Here is a 21240-nt window from a genome sequence, read left to right as displayed (position 1 = left end):
GAAGCTATTTGAGAGGTGTTTGCAAGTCAAGCCAATGTATTGCGGCGTAATGCTTTGAAAAAGAACGAAAATTTAGCAAATGTACTTTTGCCGCAGGGCCTATTCCGCTGCGACCAGTTCTTCGGCAGCATCCAGATCGACCGAAACCAGTTTCGAAACGCCTTTTTCCCGCATGGTGACGCCGAACAGCCGGTCCATCCGGCTCATCGTCACCGGATTGTGGGTAATGACGATGAAACGCGTATCGGTGCGCCGGCGCATTTCATCGAGCAGGCGGCAATAGCGGTCGACATTTGCATCATCCAGCGGGGCATCGACCTCGTCGAGCACACAGATCGGCGAGGGGCGCGACAGAAAGACAGCGAAGATCAGCGCCGTCGCCGTCAATGCCTGCTCGCCGCCGGACATCAGGCTCAGCGTGCCAAGGCGCTTGCCGGGCGGCTGCGCCATGATCTCAAGGCCCGAATCAAGCGGATCGTCGCTATCGACCAGGCGCAGTTCTGCCTCGCCGCCACGGAACAGCGTGGTGAAGAGCGCCTTGAAGTGCTCGTTCACGCGTTCAAAGGCTTCGAGCAGGCGGGCCCGGCCTTCATCGTTGAGGGCAGCGACCCCATCGCGCAGCTTGGCAATGGCGGCGATCAGGTCTTCCTTCTCGCTCGCCTGCGTGCCGAGCCGTTCGGCCAGCTCCTCGGCCTCGGCTTCGGCCTCCATGTTGACGCCGCCAAGCTGGTCGCGGTCACGGCGCAGGAAATCGAGCTGCCGGTCAGCTTCGGAAACTTCCAGCGTTTCCAGCTCTTCCTCGTCGATCCCGGCGCGGGCCAGCGTCATCAGGCCTTCCGGCATGCGCTGGAACTGGGTGCGCGCGGTCTCGACCGCGTCTTCCAGGCGGCTTTCGGCATTCTCCAGGCGGACTTTCGCACCCGCAAGTGATTCGCGTGCTTCCATGGCGGCGTTCGCCGTTTCGCGGGCGTGCTGCTCGCTCTCGCGCGTCGTGCTTTCCTTCTCCGCAAGTCGGTCTGCGGCCTGCTTGCGCTCTTCCTCGAACTGGGCGACGCGCTCGGCCAGCGCGTCGATCTGGCCCTGCATCTCTTCCGGTTTGGAGCGGGCGCGTTCGGCGTCGGCGGCCGCTTCCGAGCGGCGCTTCAGGAGGTCCTGCAGCCGCTGCTCGCTATTGGCGAGGCGGCCTGTCCAGCGCTCGACATCCTTCTGGAAGCCCTCGCGACGGGCAATGGCCTGCTCACGGTTGCGGGTAATATCAGCCAGCCGGCCGCGGCATTCGGTTTCGTGTTCGCGTGCCCTGGTCAGCGCCTCGCGGGCACCGATCGCAATCGTCTCCAGCCGCTCCAGCTCTGTATCGTCACCGCCGATGGAAACCAGCGCCAGCGATTCCTCGACGCCGCGCAGGTCCGACTCGACACGCGCGAGCGCCTCACTGGCCGATTCGCGCTTGACGTCCGCGCGCTCGAAGGCCTGCCGCGTTTCAGCGGTGGCGGATCGGGCGCGGTTCAGCTCGCTTGCCTTGGGCGAGACCAGCTTGCGCGCCTCTTTCAGGTCGTCTTCCGCTTCTGCCCGCTGGGCTTTTGCCGCACACAGGGCGTCAGCGGCTTCGTCGAGTGTGTCGCGCGCCGGACCGATTTCGGCCTGGGCGGCTTCCAGCCGTGCCTGCTGGGCCAGACGCTCGGCAGCCGAAACAGGGGCATCGGGTGTGCGGGTGAACCCGTCCCAGCGCCACAGATGGCCTTCAGTGGTGACCAGCCGCTGGCCGGGCTTCAGCCCCGTGGCGAGGCGGGCACCGTCCTCGACGCTGACCACACCGCATTGCGAAAGGCGCGCGGCGAGTTCACCGGGGGCCTCGACGAAATTATGGAGTGGCTCAGCCCCGGCGGGCAGGGCGTCGGTCTTGATCTCGCTGCCCGCCCAGTAGAGCGATGAATCGCGCTGGGTCGAGGCCTGCAGGTCATCGCCGAGGGCGGCGGCGACCGCCTTCTCATATCCATCGCGTGTGCGCACCCGGTCGATGACAGGTGGGGCCTTCGGGCCCGAGGCCTGCTTCAGGAGGCGCTCAAGCGCTGCGATCTCCGACTCGAGCGTGCGCACCACCTGGTCGGCTTCATCCTTCGGACCCTGGGCTTCAGCTTCGGCCTCGCGGGCTTCAGCCAGGGTGGCTTCTGCCGCATCGACGGCGCGTTCGGCGTCATGCAGCGCCATCTCGGCGGTTTCTTCGGCCTTCTCGGCTTCAGCCAGCTTCGCCTGGAGTGCAGCGGTGTCCGGCATGTCGGTCAGCTGCTGGTTCAGCCGGTTGGCATCGGCTTCAAGGCTCGCCTTGCGCCGGCGCTGGGCTTCCGCGCTGGCTTCGGCCGCCTGACGCTCTGCCTTCATCGAGGCTAGCTTGGCCGCCACATCATCGGCAGCGGCCTGGGCGTCGTTCAGCTGTTCGCGGGCGGCTTCAAGGTCGACCTTGGCCTTGGCTTCGAGCTCTTCATTCGCCTTCGGGTCTTCCGTCGGCAGGGCGGCGAGATTGTCCTTGGCCTCTTCGAGGGCCTGGGCGGCTTCGTCCTTCTGGGCCTGTTCGCGCTGGATATCGTCCATCAGCCGACGCGCTTCGCTCTCATGGCGGGCAAGCAGGTCAGCGGCATTCTTGCGTTCGGTTTCGAGCCGGGCAAGGTCGATCCGCGCCTGTCCGAGCTTGCCGGAGACAACGGCTTCCGCATCGCGAAGCGGCTGCAGGCCTTCGCCGGCTTCGATGCGGCGGGTCTCGGCGACGGCGGCCGCGCGCGAAGACTGCTCGACAGCCTCACGGCAGCGGGCCAGTTCAGCCTCGGCCTGCGCCTTGGCCTCTCGGGCCGCCTCCCATTTAAGGTGCGCGAGGAAGGCTTCGAGCGCGGAAATCCGCTCCGACAGCTCTTTGTACTTGCGGGCCTTGCGCGCCTGGCGCTTCAGGCTTTCCAGCTGGCGCTCGACTTCGGCCGACACCTCCGACAGGCGCTCGAGATTGGTCTCGGCGGCGCGCAGCTTAAGCTCGGCCTCGTGACGGCGCGTATTGAGGCCGGAGATACCGGCAGCTTCTTCGAGGATGCGGCGCCGGTTCTGCGGCTTGGAGCCGATGAGTTCCGAGATCTGGCCCTGACGGACGAGAGACGGCGAATTGGCGCCGGTCGAGGCGTCGGCGAAGATCAGCTGGATATCCTTGCCGCGAACGGTCCGGCCATTCAGCTTGTAGGTCGAGCCAGCGCCACGCTTCAGCCGGCGCTGGATTTCCAGCACGTCGGAAGCATTGAATTCCGGCGGGGCGGTGCGTTTCGAATTGTCGAGAACAAGGGTGACTTCTGCCAGCTCGCGCGCCGGGCGCTGCTGCGAGCCGGAAAAGATCAGGTCATCCATTTCCCCGCCGCGCATCGCCTTGGCAGAGCTTGCGCCCATTGCCCAGCGGAGCGCTTCGAGGAGGTTCGACTTGCCACAGCCATTCGGGCCGACGATGCCGGTCAGCCCCGGGAGAACCGGGACCTCCTGCGGGTCGACGAAGGATTTGAAGCCTGCAATGCGCAGTTCTGTAATGTGCAAAGACAGGCTCCCCCTGTTGAAGTTACTCCGGATCAGCCTCGCCGGAGGTCGGTTCGACGATTTCCATATCGCCGGATTCGCTCGTGGAGTCTGCTTCCGGTGCAGCCTCTGGCTCTTCAGCCGTATTCGTGGCGGCCGGTGCGTCCTCGCCGAGGGCTTCGTCGAGAACCGCTTTCATGCCGTCCCAGCGGCGCCATTCATAGCCGGGCAGAACCTGGCCATTGAGCAGGACGGTGGGCGTTCCGGTCACGCCGTCATTTTCGCCTTTCGACACCGAGCTTGCGATGGCGCGGCGGATATCGGAGTTCTGCAGGCAGGCCTCGAAGCTGGCGTCGTCCGTGATGCCATGATTGGCCGCGACCTGCTTGAGGGCAGCCTTCACCTGTCCGCCTTCGCGCGCGAGGCTGAGGATGCCGCGCTGGCGCTCGAACAGTTCTCCCAGCACGTCGAAATACTGGTCTTCGCCGGCACAGCGGGCGACGGCAAAGCCAGCGACGGCGATGTTTGCAGGCGCGGTCGGGTATTCGCGGAAGATGAACTTCACCTTGCCGGTTTCGACATATTCTTCCTTCAGCTGGCCGACGACGTCGTTCTGGTATTGAAGACAGGCCGGGCAGGTCCAGGATGCATATTCGATGATCGTTACCGGCGCATCGTCTGCGCCGAGGACCATTTCCTCGACCGCGGCATTGTCGACCGATGCGTTGCCGCTGGACGATGAGTCGTCTGCGGCGCCACAGGCGGCTGCGGCCATCAGCGTTCCAGCGATCAGTACGGCGCGGCGGGACATGAACTTCATGATCATAACCTTTGCTTAAGAATTGGGTTGGAGTGGTTTCCAATAGGTTAACGGCGCGCCCGGCACGCCTGTAGCATCAGGACTCATCGGTCGTTAGCACAGCCTCTCCCAGCGCCAAAATGGCCTTGCGCAGTGCCGGGTCTTCGATCGAGGCGACGGATTCGTCGAGAAATTTTCGCTCGGCTGCGCTGAGCGGGCGCTTGCGTTTGCGGGCAGCCGGCATTCCGCCGCGCGTTAGCGGCCCCTGCGTGATCCGGACCTCCCGGATATCGCCGCCCAGCGAGGCGGCAACGCGCTGGCGGATCGTTTCGCTCTGGTGCTGTACCATGGTCGAGGCGGCCGGGATGCATTTCACACTGAGGACGCGGCCCTTGCCCTTGCCGCTCGCGCCGATCTTTTCGGGCTCGCATACCTTGGCGAGCTGTTCGCCCACAATCTCCGGCCAGAGCAGTTTCAGGCGGCCAATGGCCGGGCCCTTGTCCGGCACTTTCTTGCGCGCAATCTGCAAGGCGAGCTTGCCGAAGGAGTCCGGCAGGGCATCGGCGCGCTTGCCCCGCTGGTATCGCAAGGCGATACGCGCGCGCGCTTCTTCCAGCGGATCGAGGCTTGACCTTGCAACCATGAGGGCGATTGTGCCGCGCATGCGATCAGGTGAAAAGACCGCGCATGCGGTTTCAACAAGATTTGACGGTCTGCCGGCGGCGCTGCTCGACTGGTATGCCCGCCATGCCCGCGATCTGCCATGGCGGATCGGGCCGGGTGAGCGTGCGCGAGGCGTCACCCCGGATCCCTATCGGGTGTGGCTGGCCGAGATCATGCTGCAGCAGACGACCGTTCCGCATGCCGCGCGCTACTTTCACGCCTTCACCGAAACCTGGCCAACCGTGGAGGATCTTGCCGGCGCCGACGATGGCGACGTCATGGCCGCCTGGGCAGGGCTTGGATATTACGCGCGCGCCCGCAATCTGCTGAAATGTGCTCGCGCGGTTGCCGAGGCAGGCGCCTGGCCGAAGACTGAGGACGCGCTGCGCAGCCTTCCCGGCATCGGCGCCTATACGGCCGGGGCCGTTGCAGCGCTGGCTTTTGGCGAACGGGCGCCGGCGGTCGATGGCAATGTCGACCGTGTGTTTGCGCGCCTGCTGGCCGCGAAGGGACCCTGGAAAGAGGAAAAGGCGCGTATCGCCGCGCTCGTCCGGGCGCTTGTTCCGGCTGACAGGCCGGGCGAATTTGCCGAAGCGCTGATGGACCTTGGCGCGACCATCTGCACGCCGAAGCGCCCAAACTGCCTGCTTTGCCCTGTCCGGGACTGGTGCGCCGCCCACGGCGAAGGCGAGGTCGAACGCTATCCGGTCAAGCCTGAGAAAAAGGCCCGGCCGCAGCGCCGCGGCGAGGTTTATGCCGTGTTCCGGGGTGGCGACGTCCTGGTCGAGCGCCGGCCCGATCGCGGCCTGCTTGGCGGGATGCTGGCGCTGCCGACAACGGAATGGCTGGAAAGCGGTATGGCAGAGCGGCCGGGCTGGGCCGGTGGTGGCGACGCGATCGGGGAGGTTCGTCATGTCTTCACGCATTTCGAACTGCGCCTGACCGTGAAGCGGCTGACGCTGGCAGATGCCCCGTCCGGTTTTGACTGGATGCCGGCGGATGAGGCGGGCGAAGCCTTTCCCAGCGTCTTCAGGAAAGCGCTGAAGCTCGCGCGGTAAAGCATCGGTCTTCCGTTGCGCGCCAGACCGCTGCTTCATGCCATTGTGTTTGCGCAAGTATCCGTTCGCAAACGACTCTGTTTCCTCCGAACTGGCTTCAGGCCTGATCGGCCTTGCGGTACTCCTCATCGCGTTCGGATCCGATCAGGTCGCGCACGGTCTCTTTGGCATAGCCAAATTCCTGCAAGACGCGGCCGGCAAGCTGCAGGCCGGCCTCGATAGCATCCGGGATGACAAAGGTCGCCCCGGCCTTGCGCAGGGTCTTGCCATGCTCGGCGTCGCGGGCACGGGCAAAGACCGGTACGGTCGGCCGCAAGGTCCGGATCGCGCGGACCATGTTCTCCGCGCTTACGGGGTCATCTACCGTCACGACGAAGAGCGACGCGCCCTGTGCGCCGGCCACTTCCAGCATTTCCTTGCGCGCCGCATCACCGAGTTGAACCTGCCAGCCTTCATTCCGGCCCATCTGGACCGAGTGGAAGCTGCGCTCCATGATCACGATGTCGGCCTGCTCTTCATCGAGGATACGGGCAATCGTGCGTCCGACCCGGCCGAACCCTGCGATGATCACATGGCCTTCGCGTTCGGAAAAGTCGTCATTCGGCATCTGCGGCGCGTCCGGCACCTTTATCCGTTTGGCGAGCGACTGGCCGAGCCGGGAACCAAGCGGGATGAGCAGCATGGAGAGGCCCGCAACGGCTGTGACGGGTGTGGTCAGTTCCGGTCCGAGAATGCCGGCCCCCGCAGCGGCAGCCATGACCACAAAGGCAAACTCGCCGGCCGGCGCCAGAAGGAAGGCACTTTCGGTCGCGACATTGGCCGGTCCGGCGAAGAGGCGCGCAGCCCCCCAGGCGACGACGGCCTTGAGGATGATCAGACCGGCAAGGCCGCCAAGCACGATGGGCGCAATCTCGGCGATCACCGCCAGGTCGATGCTCATGCCGACCGTCATGAAGAAGATGCCGAGCAGCAGGCCCTTGAACGGGTCGAGATCGACCTCGGTCTGATGACGGAATTCGGTCTCGCCAAGCAACAGGCCGGCAAGGAAGGCGCCGAGGGCAACCGACAGGCCTGCCATACCCGTCATGACAGCAGCGCCGATCACGACGAACAGGGTCAGCGCCATCAGGAAATCGCGCCCGCCCGTACGGGCTGCCAGCCGGAACACGTGCTGCAGGACGAAGCGGCCGGTAATCACGATGATCACGATGGCGATCAGCCCCTCAAACAGGGCGCGCAGCACGGTCTGCACAATGTTCACGCCGGTTTCGGGCGACAGGAAGCTCACAAAGATCAGGATCGGCGCGACGAGAATGTCCTGGAAAAGCAGTACGCCAAGCGCCGTTCGTCCGGCGGGGGTTGCGGCGCGGTGTTCGCTGGTCAGCACCTGCATGACGATGGCGGTCGATGACAGAGCAAGCGCAAGGCCGATCACGGCCGCGGCCTGCCCGTTGACGCCGAACAGCCAGAGGGTGGTGCCGATCAGCGTGGCGCTGAGGATCGCCTGCAGTCCGCCCGCGCCGAACACGATCCTCTTCATGTCCCAGAGCTTTTCAAATGAAAGCTCAAGACCCAGCAGGAAGAGCAGGAACAGGACGCCGAGTTCGGCGAAGGGCGCAGCGGCTTCAGGCTCGGAGACGGTCAGGAACTGAAGTGGCTCCCAGAGATGTTCGAAGGCGCCAAGACCATGCGGGCCAAGTGCCACGCCCGCGATGAGAAAGCCGGCAACGGCGGGCAGCTTGAGGATCCGGAATGCCGGGACGATGACGCCCGCCGCAAACAGGAAGACGAGCATGTCCTTCAGAAAGATTTCCTGGCCTTCATGCCCCATGACAGCTCCACGCGCGAATACCCGGCAACCCGGGATTTGTCCCCGGTCACCATAGGCGGTTCGGCCGCGAGCGTCAGCCCGTCGTCAGCGGGAACCTGCCTTTGTGCCTGCGTGCCTCAAAGGCGGTCAGTTGAGGCCCATTTCCTGCCGGTAGCGGCGGCGCAGCAGGTCGATCGGAGCAAGGTCGCCCTTCGGCGACTCATAGTGCCAGAAGGTCCAGCCATTGCAGGCCGGGGCTTTCATGACATGCGCGCCGAGCCGGTGGATCGAGCCGGAGGCATCGCCCGTCGACAGGCTGCCGTCGATGCGAATGCGGGCATAGTGCCGCTTCTTGGGAGACCACAGACGGTCGCCCGGTTTGAGCCAGCCATTCTCGACCAGCGCGCCGAACGGCACTCGGGGCAGGGCTTTCGCGCTTTTCTGGGTTTCCAGGGCATCGTCGCCAAGCGGCGTGATTGCGGTGAGGCGCTCGCGCGAGAGGCGGATATAGGCCGGGTCCTGCTCGATGCCGACATAGTCCCGGCCGAGCATCTTGGCGGCAGCCGCCGTTGTGCCTGTGCCGGAGAAGGGGTCGAGCACGACATCGCCGGGATTGGTTGTCGCCAGCAGGACACGTTTGAGCAGCGCTTCGGGCTTCTGTGTCGGGTGAGCCTTCTTGCCCTGGCCGTCCTTCAGCCGCTCGCCGCCCGTGCAGAGCGGGATCGTCCAGTCGGAGCGCATCTGCTTGTCTTCATTGAAGGCTTTCAGGGCGTCGTAATTGAAGGTGACGCGGGATTTCTCGGTCTTCGCCGCCCAGATCAGCGTCTCGTGCGCGTTCTGGAACCGTGTGCCCTTGAAGTTCGGCATCGGATTCGACTTGAGCCAGATGACGTCGTTCTGGATCCAGAAGCCAGAATCCTGCAGGATCGCGCCGACGCGGAAGATGTTGTGGTAGGAGCCGATGACCCAGATCGCGCCATCGTCCTTGAGGACACGGCGGCATTCGGTCAGCCACTGGTGGGTGAACAGGTCATACGCATCGAAGCTGTCGAACCGGTCCCAGGCATCGTCGACACCATCGACGGCCGACTGGTCGGGCCGTGTCAGGCCGCCGCCAAGCTGCAGGTTATAGGGCGGGTCGGCGAAAACGAGATCGACCGATTTGTCCGGCAGGCGCGACAGCACGTCGACACATTCACCTTCAATGATCGTATTGCGGATCAGCTCCATGGCGTGTCAGCCCCTCTACACGAATCAACAAGAATCGCCATTCCCGCCCTGATTTGGTTTCCGCTTCGTTACGCAGTGAATCCTTCAGCTGCAGACGGACGCTCCGGGCGTATTATTTCGCAATCGTAACGACATTCGGGACCTGTGGACAAGTCTGTGGATGCATTCTGTGAAAGACCTGGACTGGCTGTGGACACCGTCACTCAGATATCCAGCCGCATCTGGCCATCCGGGGTTTCGGGCGGGCGGAAGAGGTCTGTACGCAGGCGCGGGCGAGGGGCATCGAGGCGAAGGCGCCGGGCGGCTTTCTGGAAGCGCTGGGCGATCAGTCGGGCATGCGGGCCCCGGCCGCGTCCGCGCTCGAACCAGTTGGAATCATAATCCTGTCCGCCGCGCATCTCGCGCAGCAGGTTGATGATGCGGGCCGCGCGTCCGGGATAATGCTCGGCCAGCCACTCATGTACGATATCCTTCAGCTCATAGGGCAGGCGTAGCATGACATAGCCCGCGCTTGAGGCACCATTGTCGGCGGCCGCTTCCAGCAGGGCTTCCAGCTCCGGCTCGTTCAGCGCCGGGATGATCGGCGCCGTCATGGCGATGACAGGGATACCGGCATCGGCAAGCGCCCGGATCGTTTCCAGCCGCCGGTAGGGGGCGGCAGCCCGCGGTTCCATCAAGCGTGAAAGGCGCGGGTCGAGCGTCGTGATCGACACCCCGACCCGGGCGAGGCCCCTGGCAGCCATCGGGGCGAGGATATCGATATCCCGCTGGATGAGCGCCGACTTGGTCAGCAGCGTGACCGGGTGATTATGCGCCGACAGGATCTCCAGGAAGGTCCGCGTAAGCCGAAGACGGCGCTCGACGGGCTGATACGCATCGGTGTTCATGCCAAGCGCGATCGGCTTTACGACATAGGACGGGCGCGACAGCTCGCGCTTCAGAAGATCTGGCCCGTCCGGCTTGAAGAACAGCTTGCTCTCGAAATCGAGTCCTGCAGACAGGCCGTGAAAGGCGTGTGTCGGGCGCGCGAAACAGTAGACGCAGCCATGCTCGCAGCCGCGATAGGGGTTGATCGTCCGATCGAAGGAAATGTCCGGCGAGCGGTTGAAGGTGATGATCGTCTTCGCCGCTTCCGGTGTCAGCGTCGTCTCGAGGCGCCCGGCGGCTTCTTCCACCGTGCCCCAGCCATCATCGAAGGCTTCGCGCGTCTCGCGTTCGAAGCGGCCGGTCTGGTTCGAGATCGCGCCGCGCCCGCGATGCTCGAAACGCTCGGCAACGCCGGCACAATCGTCGCGCGATACACGTCCTGTCGGTTTGAGTTTCTGAGTCTGTCTCATGCCTGGCAAATTCAGCACAAGGAACAGAACAAAACAAGAACAATTGGCGCAAAGCCTGTGGATGGAAACAGGCCGGCAGGCGCTCTTCCGGCGTATCAGCCGCGCATTGTGCTGAAGCTGTAGATCATCCCGCGCAGGTGGGAGGGCAGGGAGGCCGGGATGAACAGGTCGATGTCGGAAGACAGGGTCAGGCCGTCCGGCAACGCGCCCACCTTGCTGGATACCGTGTTCAGCGTCATCGGCGATTTTTCAAAGCAGCGGCGGGCGCCAGACTCGCGGAAAATCGTCACGACATGATTGTGGCGACTGTCCTCGCAGATGCGGGTGTAGATCCGCTCGACCTCTTCTTCCGGGCCTTCGAGAATCTGCAGGAAATTCATGCCATTGAACAGCAGCGTGCCTGACACGCCGGCTTTCTTGTTGTTTCGGATGGCGGATTCGAGCACGTCCTGCATGTCTTCGGCGGACAAGTGGGTGTGAGAGGTGCTCACATAGGCAAGGCGGTACATTAAAGGCCCTTGTTGTTACGTTTGCTGACTTGGTTCAATGCAGCGCCCAGCGTCTATAACCTCAATCAAGATGACTGCACTCTGCCACCTTCATGACTGATCGTTAAACATTTTCCAGTCCTTGCCGGTGTCGATATCGATCAGCTGCGGCAAGAGCGAGACATGCGCGTGATCCGGCAGGTTCGACCAGACATCCTCCATGGCGTGCGGGCCGGACCAGCGAACATCTGCAAAGACGTCCGGGTAGCGCAGGCTTTGGCTGAGGCCGAACAGCCAGAAGCCACCATCGGCGGCGGGACCGAACACGGCGCCCTTGCGGCGAAGGTGGCGTTCGGCCTGCCTCAGATGCCGGCGCGAAAGGCCCGGCGTGTCCGTGCCAACGAAGATGACCGGTCCATACGGTGCGCGCGTCATGGCCGCCGCAAGCCGGTCGCCCAGATCGCCGCGCACCTGCGGAACGTGTTCGAACGCCAGCGGCCACAATCCGCCCAGCGTATCGCCGACGGCTGACGGCGGCTCTATGTGCAGCTGCACCTGCCAGCCAAGGCCGCTCGCCGCGCGGACGGTCCGGGCGGTTGTAAAATGTGCGATACGACGCGCCTCGGCTCGGCCCAGATCGTCTGCAAGGCGGGTCTTCGAGACGCCCGCGCGCGGAGGCTTGGTAAAGATCATCAGGGTCGGTTTGGTCATGCAAATGCCATCAAGTCTGCTAAGCTCCAGAACAACCGAACGTATGACGAGGGGAATGGATCATATGAAAGGTCTTAAAAAGCTGGGCGCCCTGGCCATCATGATGGCCCTGGCAGGTTGCTATATTTCGCTTGAGCCGCTGATTGATGACAAGGCGGCAGTTCTGCCTGTCGACGGCCCGATTACCGTCTGCCTCGATGATGACGATCCATGCCTCACGCTTGAGCGGCGCGGCTATGGCTATTTCGCAGAGTCGCCGGACGAAGCGGAAGACGAGGTCGCGATCCGCTTTGCGCCGTTTGTCCAGGCCGCTGACCGGCAGGTTTTCATCGCCGAAGCAGGCATCAGGGAAGAGGATGGTATTGCCTACATGTACGGCCTCGCCCGCCGGCTGGCCGAACCGGATGCGCGCGGCGCAACCATGCAGATTGCCGCGCTGGACTGCGAGGAACTGGACGAAGCAGCGCTGGAGGCTTTTGAGGCCAGCGGCGGGATGATCGACGATGGCAAGATCCGCGAATGCCAGCCGGCCTCGCTGGACCAGCTGAAGCAGACGCTGCTCGCCGCGCATGAGGCCGGGCTTGCCAGCGACGAGTGGTGGCAACTTCACTCCGAGGATTTCTAGCGGTATTCGCGGGCAAGCTTCTCCGGCGAAGCGCCCATCAGATAGCGGGTGATCAGCCAGGCATTCTTCCAGCTGCGCCTGCGCCAGCCGTCGCGCTCATACTTGGCGGCGGACGTGCGCGCTTCTGCCGAAAGGATGGCGAGCCGTTTGCGGCCGATGGCCTGTACGATACGGACATCTTCCATCAGCGGAATGTCGTCATAGCCGCCAATCTCGTCATAGAGCTTTCGAGGGATGAGCAGGCCCTGGTCGCCATAAGGCAGGCCGAGCCAGCGCGTCCGGCGATTGGCGCGTGAGGCGATGCGTTTCGCCATGCGCGCGTCGGAGCGGTAGACGAGCGAAAAGACGGCGGCCTTGTCCGGGCGGCTTTCGAGGTGATCGGCCACCCGCTCGGTCCAGTCGCGCGACAGGGCCGTGTCGGCATGCAGGAAAAGCAGCCAGTCGCCGCGTGCCGCCTCCGCCCCGCGGATCAGCTGCGCCGCCCGCCCAGGTTCGCCCGTGACCAAGTCTGCGCCCGCGCCTTCGGCGATCAGGCGCGTCGCATCGTTCGACCCGCCATCGCTGATCACCAGTTCGCGGATCAGGCCCGCCTCGATGCCGGGTATCAGGCTGTCGATACAGGCCGGCAGGTCGCCGCCGGCATTCAGGGTCGGAATGATGATCGAGATCGGTGCGGGCATCGCGTTTCTCTTAGCCCGAATTATCGCGGCGTCGAGTGCGGCGGTTTGCCGGGAACGGGCTGGTGCGGCCGCGCGTTTGGTGGGTCAGATATTAAAGACGAAAGGAAGACATTCATGTCGACGATCTACGAGACGCTGAAGAAAGACCATGACCGCCACCGCGAGCTGCTCGCCACCATTGCCGATACGCAGGGCGATAGCGAGACCCGGCGCAAGGCCTGGGATTCCTTCTACCACGATGTCAGCGCCCACGCCGCCGCCGAGGAAGAGACCTTCTATTCGAAGCTCATTGCGGACGAGGATGGCCAGCCCGAGGCGCGCCATTCGGTGGCTGAGCACAAAGAGATCGACGACATGCTGGAAGAGCTGAATGAAATCGACTTCTCATCGCCGGCCTGGCTGCCGAAATTCAAGGAAATGCGCCACCGCTACGAGCACCATATCGAGGAAGAGGAACAGGACATCTTTCCGGTCGCGGAAAACGTTCTAGGTGAAGATGGGAACGAAAAGTTCGGATCGGCGTTTGAGAAACGGAAAGACGCCGAGCTGGAGCTCGTCGAAGAGAAGGCCGAAGAAAGGCTCGAACAGTAGAAGTGGCAGGATCAGGCGCCGGACTTCACATCCGGTGGACATCCGCCAGATAAAGCCCGGGTGTAGAGCAACCCCTCCTCTTACGCCTGTGGCCCATCGGCCTGGAGTGTACCCCTCACACTCCAGGCTTTTTGTTTGTGGATAGCTCGTGCACGCGCGCTGGACGGCCCCATGTTCAGGGATCATCTATCCGGAGCGAGTCCATGAACCTGCATTCAATGATCATTCCCGCTTATATGAATGCGCTGGGAAACCTGTCCGGGGAGGTCGCGAAGGCAGTCGGCTGGGCCGGAGACTCGGACATTTCGGTAGATGCGCTGCTCAAAGCCAAGTTGGCGCCAGATATGTTCCCGCTTGAAACGCAGATTCGATTCACCTGCCATCAGGCGCGCGAAGTAGTGGCCCGACTGACGGACGAACCTGTCCCCGAAATTCCGCAGGTATCCGGGCTTGACGCTCTAAATGCTCTGATTGATCGCACAGTCGGCGAACTGGCTGCGGTTCCGGCCGATGCTTTTGATGGCGCGGAGGGGCGGCAGGTCAGGCTCGATCTGCCAAATGAAATGGTCTTCGAAATGACGGGCTTCGAATATGTCCGCGATTGGGCGCAGCCGCAGTTTCATTTCCATCGCATGACGGCTTACGCAATTATGCGCCACCTCGGTGTCCCGCTCGGCAAGGCGGACTATGTGGCCCACGCGCTAAAGTATCTTAAGTCACCGGTTTGAACAGATGCACGGCTTTCCGGTCGTCATCCCGGGATTCGGTTTAGCGAATGCCCGGGACGCAATGCCGTTAAGGTCAGTGGTGGCCCTGAAGGACTCCGTCCCGGCTCTTCCTGCGGTCGGCCGGGAGGACGGTTGAAACGATCAGCTCAACGCTTCCAACCTTGCCTGGATGTTCAGCAGGTCTCTCCAGGCGCGACTCTTTTCTTCCGGGCGACGCAGCAGGAAGGCCGGGTGGAAGATCGGGAACATCGGGGCCTCATAGCCGCCCGGCGTCTTCAGCGCATGTTCCGACCCGCGCAGCTTCATGATGCCGACGCGCGACTGCAGCAGCGACTTCGCTGAAACCCCGCCTGCCGCGATGATCAGTTTCGGCTGGCCCAGCTCGATCATCCGGTCGACAAAGGGCCGGCAGAGTTCCAGCTCGTCATCGCTCGGATTGCGGTTCCCCGGCGGGCGCCAGTAATTCACATTGGTGATGAAGGTATTTTCGGTGCGCGACAGGCCGATTGCGGCCAGCATCCTGTCGAGCAGCTGTCCGGCCCGCCCGACAAAGGGCAGGCCTTTCGCGTCCTCCTCGGCGCCGGGGCCTTCGCCGATCACCATGACAGGGGCGCCCTGAACGCCGTCGAAACAGGCGGTGTTGCGCGCTGATTCCTTCAGGATACAGCCGTCGAAGCCTTCAATCGCGGTCTTCAGCGCGTCCAGCGTATCGGCACCAGCGGCCAGTTCGCGCGCCTCGTTTACCCAGTCCGCATGGGTTTTCTTCATCAGGTGGCGCGGCAGGCGCTGAGGCTCTGCCTTGGCCGCAGGTGCAGCGGCGGCGCGGGCTTCAGCGGCCTTGCGCAGCGCCCGCATCTGCACCTCGTCAGCCTCCACGCCCATTTCGCCCCACCAGTCGGTGAGGGCCTTTAACGCTAGGGAAGGATCAGGCTGGGACATACAGACCCTTTGGCAATCGGCGGATTCGACGGTAGACCGTCACCAGCACATGTATAGGGCAGGCGGGCAGGCGCCGCCACAGTCGGGAGTGAATTGATGAGCGAAGCAGTGGAACGCGAATCCATGGAATTCGATCTTGTGATCGTTGGCGGCGGGCCTGCAGGCCTTGCAGCAGCGATCCGGGCGAAGCAACTGGCAAATGAAGCCGGCGACGAGCTGGAAGTCGTCGTGCTCGAAAAAGGCGGCGAGATCGGCGCCCACATCCTGTCGGGCGTGGTGGTCGATCCGGTCGGCCTGGACGCCCTCATCCCCGACTGGCGCTCGCGCGACGACCGTCCGCTGAAGACGGAAGTGACGGGCGACAAATTCATCTGGCTTGGCCCGAAAGGCTCGATGGACATCTCCTGGCTGCCCATGCCGGGCTATATGAAGAACCACGGCAATTTTACCGGCTCGCTCGCCAATGTGACGCGCTGGCTCGGACAGGAAGCGGAGAATCTCGGCGTCCAGGTCTTCCCCGGCTTTGCCGCATCCGAAGTCGTCTATGGCGACAATGGCGAAGTGAAGGGCGTCGTGGCCGGCGTCATGGGCATCGCCGCCGATGGCAGCCACAAGCCGGACTATGAGCCGGGCATGGAGCTGCTTGGCAAATATGTCCTGTTTGCAGAAGGCGCGCGCGGCTCGCTCTCCAAGCAGCTGATCGCGAAATACGCCCTCGATGAAGGCAAGGAGCCGCAGAAGTACGGCATCGGCCTGAAGGAGCTCTGGTCTGTGCCGGAGCAGAATTTCAAGGAAGGTTACGTCCAGCATACGCTCGGCTGGCCGCTCGACGACAAGACAGGCGGCGGCAGCTTCCTCTATCATTTCCGCGATGGCGGAGAGCCCTTCGTCTCGCTCGGCTTCGTCGTGCACCTCAACTACAAGAACCCCTACCTGTCGCCCTATCAGGAGCTTCAGCGCTGGAAGCACCATCCCGACATCCTCAAATACATCGAGGGCGGCAAGCGCGTGGCCTATGGCGCGCGGGCCATCGTCGAGGGCGGCCACCAGTCGCTGCCGAAGCTGACCTTCCCGGGCGGCGCACTGATCGGCTGTTCGGCCGGCTTCGTGAATGTGCCGCGCATCAAGGGCAGCCACAATGCCATCCTGACCGGCATGATGGGAGCCGAAGCCGCCGTCGCCGCGATCAAGGAAGGCCGCCAGGGCGACGAGCTGCACGCCTATGCCGAAGCCTATGAAGGCTCTTCGGTCCGCAAGGAGCTCTTCGCCGTGCGTAACGTGAAGCCGCTCCTGTCGAAACTGGGCACGACCATCGGCACGCTGATGGGTGGTGTCGAGATGTGGACCACGAAAATCCTCGGTGGCTTCTCCTTCTTCGGCACGCTGAAGCACGGCAAGTCCGATGCGCAGGCGCTTGAGCCCGCTTCCAAGCACAAGCCGATCGATTATCCCAAGCCTGATGGCAAGATCAGCTTCGACAAGCTGACCAATGTCTCCTTCACCAACACCAACCATGCCGAGGACCAGCCGGTCCACCTGATCGTCAAGGATATGGAGCTGCAGAAGAAGTCCGAGCACGACGTCTATGCCGGTCCGTCTGCGCGTTATTGCCCGGCAGGTGTGTATGAGTGGGTCGAGGAAGAAGGCAAGGAGCCGCGTTTCCAGATCAATTCGCAGAACTGCATCCACTGCAAGACCTGCGATATCAAGGACCCGAACCAGAACATCAACTGGACCACGCCGGAAGGCGGCGGCGGACCGGCCTATCCGAACATGTAGGGTGCCAGGGGGCCATTTTGGCTGACGATGTCCAGAGTTTCGAGTTCAAGCCGGCCCTTATGCGGGGCCGGGACAACTGGACCCTGGACGCCGGCTTCCTGACCCGGAATGGCGAGCTGTTCTGCAGCCTCGACAATGTCGCCGGTGTTCGGTTCGCGCAGCTGTCAGCCCGCCATACGCACAGTTCGTGGCTCGACCTCACGCTTGAAGACCGCAAGGAGCGCATTTCCTGCAACCTCCCGCCGGGCGATGAAAGCAACAGCCAGTTCCTTGCGCTCGCCGCGGCGATCCTGGCCGACCTTGAAACGCGAAAGCCCGACCTGAAGGTGGCGTTCGGGGCCGGCGGCGCGGTGCGCATCGCGATGTTTGCGATTGGCCTCCTTGCACTGGTTTTCGGTCTGATCGTGTGGATCATCCTCGCCAATGGCGGGGTCCGCGAGAGCAGGGCGCTGATGGCCTTCCTTTTCGCGGGCGGCTTTGTTCTCTTCGGCGGTGGCCTGGCCTGGTCCTACCGGCCATGGGCGTCGGCTGCCATGGTGCCGGTCGAGACGGCCCGGTTACTTGTCGCGGGTCTGGCGCTGGACGATCAGCCAGAGCAGGGCCAGGACGACGGCGAAGCTCCAGAAGACCGCGAAGGGTAGCGCGCCGCCGCCGGATGCGGCGATCACGGCGCCGACCGCGCAGGCCGCTGACAGCCCCCACCACGCGACGGCGACGTCCCAGTGGCCCCAGCCGGCTTTCCGCAAGGCCTGGTAGGCATGGTCGGTGTGGGCCTCGAACCACGCATCGCCATGCTTGGCGCGCATGATCAGGGTCAGCAGGACATCCACGAGGAAGGGCAGGGCGAGCGTGGCGACTGTCCATACGGAGAGGCCCGAGATCAGTGCCAGCGTCGCAAACAGCCCGCCAAGGCCGAACGCTCCGCAATCGCCCGCATAGAGCGTGCCTTTCATATTGTGCACGAGGAAACCGGCTATCGCCGCGATGATGACGGCCAGGCCCGGCGGGAAGGCTTCAGCGAAGACAACCGCCTGCGCACTGCCCAGCCCGGCAAACATGATGCCCAGCGAGCCGATGGACAGGCCGTCGCTGCCATCCATGAAGTTCGCCGCATTGGTAAAGACGATCAGCCACAGCGCCGAGCCAGCCAGCGTCACGACCGGCAGGCTGATAGAACCGAACGGCGTGTCGAGCGCCGGGACGGCGTTTCCCAGAAATGGTGCTGCGATACAGATCAAGCCGACCAAGGCCAGCTTGACCTTGGCGGTCATGCCGAAAACATCATCCCAGGCGCCGATCAGACAGAGCATTGATGCGATGGCGAGTGCGACGAGGATGAAGTCGAAGTCGCCTGGCAGCCAGTCGCTCTCAGCCATGCCGGGCACCCATTCATAGCCGACGGCTGCGAGGGCAAAGACAATCGCGATAGCGAATACGATTCCCATGCCGCCGAGGCGTGGCACCGGTGCGGCCTGCTGTTTGCGCTGGCCGTCCGGTGCGTCCACAACGCCGGACCGCTTGGTCAGCGCGCAGGCCGCAAAAGCCAGAGGAGAGGCGATCAACGCGCCGGAGAGGGACAGGATGAACGGCATCAGTGGGCCTGGCTCCCGCCAAGCAGCGTCGGTGCGATCCACCAGCGCGGATGGCGCATACGTAGCGTTTCGTTGGCGTGCCGCAGATCCGTCCGCGATGAAAAAAGCGCGAAACAGGTAGCACCGGAGCCCGACAGCCGGGCCAGCAAGCTGCCCTTCAGCCCGGCCAGCTCACCGAGGACATTGGCGATTTCCGGCACGATCGAGATCGCGGGTGCCTGAAGGTCGTTGCGGGTCTCGGCTTCAAGCCAGGCGGCAAGCGTCTCAACGCCCTCGAAATCCGGCAACTCGGCCAGTTCGAGCGGAGCAGCCTGCCCCGCCGCATCGAAGGCGCGGAAGACCGGTCCGGTCGGACAGGCGAGTCCCGGATTGACCAGCAAGATTGGCAGGTCCGGCAGGTTCGTCACCGGCGTGACCTGCTCGCCCTCGCCACGCATCAGGCAGGGGCGACTGAGGAAAGCGGCCGGGACATCGCCGCCGAGGCTCGCGGCGATGGTCATCGCGACCGGTGGGGTCAGTGTGCCGAGTTTCACCAGGATGCGCAGCATTGCTCCGGCATCGGCCGAGCCGCCGCCCAGACCGGCAGCCACTGGCAGCTCCTTGTGCAGACTCATCGCCATGGGCGGCACGCGCAGTCCGCGCGCCTGGCAGGCGGCAAGCGCCTGTACGACGAGATTGTCCGGTGTCGCCAGATCATAGGTCGCGAACTGGCCGTGCAGGTCGAGGCTTGGCTGGGTGGCCTTGCGGGCTTCCAGACGGTCAGAGGCTTCAGGGCCGGCAAACATGACCAGCGAATCGAGGTCGTGGCGCCCATTCTCCTTTGCCGGGCCAACATGCAGGAACAGATTGACCTTCGCCGGGGCCAGCATCAGGGACGCTGAGCCTGCGCTGGATAAGGCTTCGGCCCGGTGAGCAGCTTGCGCCGCAGGTCCTCGATCTCGTCCTGGTTTTCGACAAGGGTGATTGCCCGCTGCCACTGATAGCGCGCTTCGGTCGTGCGGCCTGCAGCCCAGTAGGCGTCGCCGAGATGGTCGTTGATTTCGGCTACTCCGGGGGAGAGTTCGACTGCGCGTTCGAGGTATCCAATGGCGGTTTCAATATCGCCCAGCTTGTAATGTGCCCAGCCGAGACTGTCCGTGATCGCGCCGCTGTCGGGGCGAAGTGTCAGGGCCCGGCGGATCATGTCCAGACCGGCTTCAAGATTGGTGCCCCGGTCGACCCAGCTATAGCCGAGATAGTTCAGCACCTCAGCCGAATTCGGATTGAGCGCGAGTGCCTTTTCCAGGTCCGCTTCCGCCAGCGGCCAGAGACCGAGCGTTTCGCGCAGCGCGCCACGTGCATAGTAAAGCCGCCAGTCCGAGCGGTTCTCCCGGGTGTCCTGCTCGATGATCTCGGTAAAGACCTGTGCGGCCTCGCCGTCGCGGTCGAGCGAGCGCAGCAGGTCGCCCATCTGGATCTTGAGGTCGCGATCCGGGTTGTTGGCGAGGGTGCGGTAGACCAGGTCGAGGGCTTTCTCGTTCTGCTCGTCGCGCCGCAGGGCCCAGGCAAGCTGGCCGCGCGCGCTGGTGTAATAGGGTGAGCTGACCGGGATCGACTCCAGCATCTGGATCGACTCGCCGCTGCGCCCGGCCGTATCCAGCGCGTCGGCCCAGAGCGAGCGGGCCGCGTGCAGGTCGGGGTCGAGGCGCAAGGCGACGGCGTAGTAGACACCTGGCAGGTCAGTCTGCGACTGCGCTGCCAGGGCTGCAGCAGGCACATAGACCGACAGCGCGGCCCCCTGGCGCGCATCCAGGCGCTGTACGCTGAGTGTCTCACCGGCCCGGATGCGCTCAGCGAGTTTCGAGACCACCGGATTGGGGCCGGCATGCGTCAGGAAATTCTCAAGCACGCCCAGCGCCTTCTCGCTCTTACCATTGGCCGACAGCAGCCGGGCATAGCTGTCGGCAGCCACGGCGATCAGCGTGCCATTGGCATCGATCCGCGAGAACGTGTCGAGCGCGGATTCATCGTCGCCGCTCGCCACTTCCATCAGCGCGAGCAGGTTGAGGACCAGGCTGTCGAGATACGGGTCGCCGCTGGACGCATCGAGCAGCGCCATCTGTGCTTCGCCCGGCTTGCCTTCGCCGAACAGCGCCCAGGCGCGCAGGGCAGTGAAGATCAGTGCATTAAAGACGGCCGGCTCGTCGCCCACGAGCTGTACCGGGACGGAGCCATAGTCCTTGCGGGCCAGCGCATCGGCAGCCAGCGTCATGCGCGCCAGGTCCGAGCTGGACAGCGTTCCCGCGCCGGCCTTCGCCGAGATGGAGCGGGCAAGGCCAAACTCGTCGGCGAGCAGGGCAGAAAAGACCGCGCGGTCGATGATCGACAGGTCGCCTGGCTGGTCGCGCGCGACAAGCGCGTACTTCTCGGCCGCCTCGACCGGATCGTTGATCAGGGAAGCGTAGCGGGCAATCAGGAACTGGCTGTAATTGTCAGCTGCTGCAGCTGTGGCCGCTTCGGCACGCGCGGCGGCCAGCCGCGCAGCCAGCGTTTCCTCGCGGCTGTCTGCGACTGTGGCACAGCCGGCAAGACAAAGCAGGGAAATGGAGGCGACGGACCCGAGACGCAACATAGTCATTAGATGATCGAAACTCCCGCCGAGTGCAAATCTGCCGTTCAGGTTCGGCACCG

Annotated in this window: 19 protein-coding genes; 6 read left to right on the top strand and 13 right to left on the bottom strand. The window is 63.9% G+C overall.

From position 1 onward, the window contains the following. Window positions 1–99: 99 nt before the first annotated feature. From smc to D1227_RS11240, 3 genes are all read right to left on the bottom strand, one after another. Window positions 100–3561 (bottom strand): chromosome segregation protein SMC, encoded by a 3462-nt coding sequence (gene smc, locus D1227_RS11250; RefSeq protein WP_119404747.1) that lies wholly within the window; start codon window positions 3559–3561, stop codon window positions 100–102. Window positions 3562–3583: 22 nt separating this feature from the next. Next, window positions 3584–4360, bottom strand: coding sequence for a DsbA family protein (locus D1227_RS11245; RefSeq protein WP_158586631.1), 777 nt, complete (start codon window positions 4358–4360; stop codon window positions 3584–3586). Between the two features lie 76 nt (window positions 4361–4436). After that, window positions 4437–4982 (bottom strand): DUF721 domain-containing protein, encoded by a 546-nt coding sequence (locus D1227_RS11240; RefSeq protein ID WP_158586630.1) that lies wholly within the window; start codon window positions 4980–4982, stop codon window positions 4437–4439. Window positions 4983–5001: 19 nt separating this feature from the next. Between D1227_RS11240 and D1227_RS11235 the strand changes: the two genes are divergently transcribed. Then, a complete protein-coding gene (locus D1227_RS11235) occupies window positions 5002–6060 on the top strand; it encodes an A/G-specific adenine glycosylase (RefSeq protein WP_119404745.1) in 1059 nt (352 codons plus the stop codon). 97 nt (window positions 6061–6157) lie between these two features. On the opposite strand, the gene D1227_RS11230 is transcribed toward D1227_RS11235, so the two are convergent. The 5 genes from D1227_RS11230 to D1227_RS11210 all read right to left on the bottom strand — a co-directional run bounded on the left by D1227_RS11230 (window position 6158) and on the right by D1227_RS11210 (window position 11636). Beyond that, the gene (locus D1227_RS11230) at window positions 6158–7891 is read right to left on the bottom strand and encodes a cation:proton antiporter domain-containing protein (protein ID WP_119404744.1); all 1734 of its coding nucleotides are present in this window, start codon (window positions 7889–7891) and stop codon (window positions 6158–6160) included. Window positions 7892–8017: 126 nt separating this feature from the next. Next, window positions 8018–9100: a site-specific DNA-methyltransferase gene (locus D1227_RS11225; RefSeq protein WP_119404743.1), complete on the bottom strand. Its 1083-nt coding sequence runs from the start codon at window positions 9098–9100 to the stop codon at window positions 8018–8020. Window positions 9101–9303: 203 nt separating this feature from the next. After that, the gene (locus tag D1227_RS11220) at window positions 9304–10437 is read right to left on the bottom strand and encodes a PA0069 family radical SAM protein (RefSeq protein ID WP_119404742.1); all 1134 of its coding nucleotides are present in this window, start codon (window positions 10435–10437) and stop codon (window positions 9304–9306) included. A 95-nt stretch (window positions 10438–10532) separates the two neighbouring features. Beyond that, a complete protein-coding gene (locus tag D1227_RS11215; protein WP_119404741.1) occupies window positions 10533–10946 on the bottom strand; it encodes a BLUF domain-containing protein in 414 nt (137 codons plus the stop codon). A gap of 90 nt (window positions 10947–11036) precedes the next feature. Then, window positions 11037–11636, bottom strand: a complete 600-nt coding sequence (locus D1227_RS11210; RefSeq protein ID WP_119404740.1) for a TIGR04282 family arsenosugar biosynthesis glycosyltransferase — start codon at window positions 11634–11636, stop codon at window positions 11037–11039. A 64-nt stretch (window positions 11637–11700) separates the two neighbouring features. Here D1227_RS11210 and D1227_RS11205 point away from each other — a divergent pair, with 64 nt between their 5' ends. Then, the gene (locus D1227_RS11205; protein ID WP_147373299.1) at window positions 11701–12261 is read left to right on the top strand and encodes a hypothetical protein; all 561 of its coding nucleotides are present in this window, start codon (window positions 11701–11703) and stop codon (window positions 12259–12261) included. Here D1227_RS11205 and D1227_RS11200 read toward each other — a convergent pair. Continuing rightward, window positions 12258–12941, bottom strand: coding sequence for a TIGR04283 family arsenosugar biosynthesis glycosyltransferase (locus D1227_RS11200; protein ID WP_119404738.1), 684 nt, complete (start codon window positions 12939–12941; stop codon window positions 12258–12260). The genes D1227_RS11205 and D1227_RS11200 overlap by 4 nt on opposite strands. Before the next feature lie 114 nt (window positions 12942–13055). Here D1227_RS11200 and D1227_RS11195 point away from each other — a divergent pair, with 114 nt between their 5' ends. Both D1227_RS11195 and D1227_RS11190 read left to right on the top strand, forming a co-directional pair. Next, window positions 13056–13532, top strand: coding sequence for a hemerythrin domain-containing protein (locus D1227_RS11195; RefSeq protein ID WP_119375018.1), 477 nt, complete (start codon window positions 13056–13058; stop codon window positions 13530–13532). 203 nt (window positions 13533–13735) lie between these two features. Then, window positions 13736–14260 carry a DUF1993 domain-containing protein gene (locus D1227_RS11190; protein WP_119404737.1) on the top strand — a complete coding sequence of 175 codons (525 nt, stop codon included), beginning with the start codon at window positions 13736–13738 and terminating at the stop codon, window positions 14258–14260. Window positions 14261–14401: 141 nt separating this feature from the next. Here the strand turns inward: D1227_RS11190 and D1227_RS11185 are convergent, their stop codons facing one another. Further along, the gene (locus D1227_RS11185) at window positions 14402–15199 is read right to left on the bottom strand and encodes a uracil-DNA glycosylase (RefSeq protein ID WP_119375020.1); all 798 of its coding nucleotides are present in this window, start codon (window positions 15197–15199) and stop codon (window positions 14402–14404) included. A 96-nt stretch (window positions 15200–15295) separates the two neighbouring features. Here D1227_RS11185 and D1227_RS11180 point away from each other — a divergent pair, with 96 nt between their 5' ends. Together D1227_RS11180 and D1227_RS11175 are read left to right on the top strand one after the other, a co-directional pair. Further along, window positions 15296–16978, top strand: a complete 1683-nt coding sequence (locus tag D1227_RS11180) for an electron transfer flavoprotein-ubiquinone oxidoreductase (RefSeq protein ID WP_119404736.1) — start codon at window positions 15296–15298, stop codon at window positions 16976–16978. A 17-nt stretch (window positions 16979–16995) separates the two neighbouring features. Beyond that, window positions 16996–17619, top strand: coding sequence for a hypothetical protein (locus D1227_RS11175; protein ID WP_119404735.1), 624 nt, complete (start codon window positions 16996–16998; stop codon window positions 17617–17619). Here the strand turns inward: D1227_RS11175 and D1227_RS11170 are convergent. From D1227_RS11170 to D1227_RS11160, 3 genes are read right to left on the bottom strand one after another with little or no spacing between them, the layout of a single operon-like run. Beyond that, window positions 17536–18570 (bottom strand): glycosyltransferase family 4 protein, encoded by a 1035-nt coding sequence (locus D1227_RS11170; RefSeq protein WP_119404734.1) that lies wholly within the window; start codon window positions 18568–18570, stop codon window positions 17536–17538. The genes D1227_RS11175 and D1227_RS11170 overlap by 84 nt on opposite strands. Then, on the bottom strand, window positions 18570–19439 hold the full coding sequence (locus tag D1227_RS11165) for a 4-(cytidine 5'-diphospho)-2-C-methyl-D-erythritol kinase (RefSeq protein WP_119404733.1): 870 nt from the start codon (window positions 19437–19439) through the stop codon (window positions 18570–18572). The genes D1227_RS11170 and D1227_RS11165 overlap by 1 nt, the downstream gene beginning before the upstream one ends. Next, on the bottom strand, window positions 19439–21187 hold the full coding sequence (locus tag D1227_RS11160) for a tetratricopeptide repeat protein (protein WP_119404732.1): 1749 nt from the start codon (window positions 21185–21187) through the stop codon (window positions 19439–19441). Before D1227_RS11160 ends, D1227_RS11165 begins: the two co-directional genes overlap by 1 nt. Between the last annotated feature and the right edge of the window lie 53 nt (window positions 21188–21240).

The sequence above is a fragment of the Henriciella mobilis genome (assembly GCF_003576315.1).
GTDB classification, from domain to species: domain Bacteria; phylum Pseudomonadota; class Alphaproteobacteria; order Caulobacterales; family Hyphomonadaceae; genus Henriciella; species Henriciella mobilis.
The sequence above is the reverse complement of the archived record's forward strand: the minus strand, read 5'-3'. Positions and strand labels throughout refer to the sequence as shown.

Bases quoted from the DNA above. Each gene is read 5' to 3' on its own strand.
- D1227_RS11245 (WP_158586631.1), bottom strand. From the start codon at position 4,360: ATGAAGTTCATGTCCCGCCGCGCCGTACTGATCGCTGGAACGCTGATG.
- D1227_RS11240 (WP_158586630.1), bottom strand. From the start codon at position 4,982: ATGGTTGCAAGGTCAAGCCTCGATCCGCTGGAAGAAGCGCGCGCGCGT.
- D1227_RS11235 (WP_119404745.1), top strand. From the start codon at position 5,002: ATGCGATCAGGTGAAAAGACCGCGCATGCGGTTTCAACAAGATTTGAC.
- D1227_RS11230 (WP_119404744.1), bottom strand. From the start codon at position 7,891: ATGGGGCATGAAGGCCAGGAAATCTTTCTGAAGGACATGCTCGTCTTC.
- D1227_RS11225 (WP_119404743.1), bottom strand. From the start codon at position 9,100: ATGGAGCTGATCCGCAATACGATCATTGAAGGTGAATGTGTCGACGTG.
- D1227_RS11220 (WP_119404742.1), bottom strand. From the start codon at position 10,437: ATGAGACAGACTCAGAAACTCAAACCGACAGGACGTGTATCGCGCGAC.
- D1227_RS11215 (WP_119404741.1), bottom strand. From the start codon at position 10,946: ATGTACCGCCTTGCCTATGTGAGCACCTCTCACACCCACTTGTCCGCC.
- D1227_RS11210 (WP_119404740.1), bottom strand. From the start codon at position 11,636: ATGACCAAACCGACCCTGATGATCTTTACCAAGCCTCCGCGCGCGGGC.
- D1227_RS11205 (WP_147373299.1), top strand. From the start codon at position 11,701: ATGAAAGGTCTTAAAAAGCTGGGCGCCCTGGCCATCATGATGGCCCTG.
- D1227_RS11200 (WP_119404738.1), bottom strand. From the start codon at position 12,941: ATGCCCGCACCGATCTCGATCATCATTCCGACCCTGAATGCCGGCGGC.
- D1227_RS11195 (WP_119375018.1), top strand. From the start codon at position 13,056: ATGTCGACGATCTACGAGACGCTGAAGAAAGACCATGACCGCCACCGC.
- D1227_RS11190 (WP_119404737.1), top strand. From the start codon at position 13,736: ATGAACCTGCATTCAATGATCATTCCCGCTTATATGAATGCGCTGGGA.
- D1227_RS11185 (WP_119375020.1), bottom strand. From the start codon at position 15,199: ATGTCCCAGCCTGATCCTTCCCTAGCGTTAAAGGCCCTCACCGACTGG.
- D1227_RS11180 (WP_119404736.1), top strand. From the start codon at position 15,296: ATGAGCGAAGCAGTGGAACGCGAATCCATGGAATTCGATCTTGTGATC.
- D1227_RS11170 (WP_119404734.1), bottom strand. From the start codon at position 18,570: ATGCCGTTCATCCTGTCCCTCTCCGGCGCGTTGATCGCCTCTCCTCTG.
- D1227_RS11165 (WP_119404733.1), bottom strand. From the start codon at position 19,439: ATGCTGGCCCCGGCGAAGGTCAATCTGTTCCTGCATGTTGGCCCGGCA.
- D1227_RS11160 (WP_119404732.1), bottom strand. From the start codon at position 21,187: ATGACTATGTTGCGTCTCGGGTCCGTCGCCTCCATTTCCCTGCTTTGT.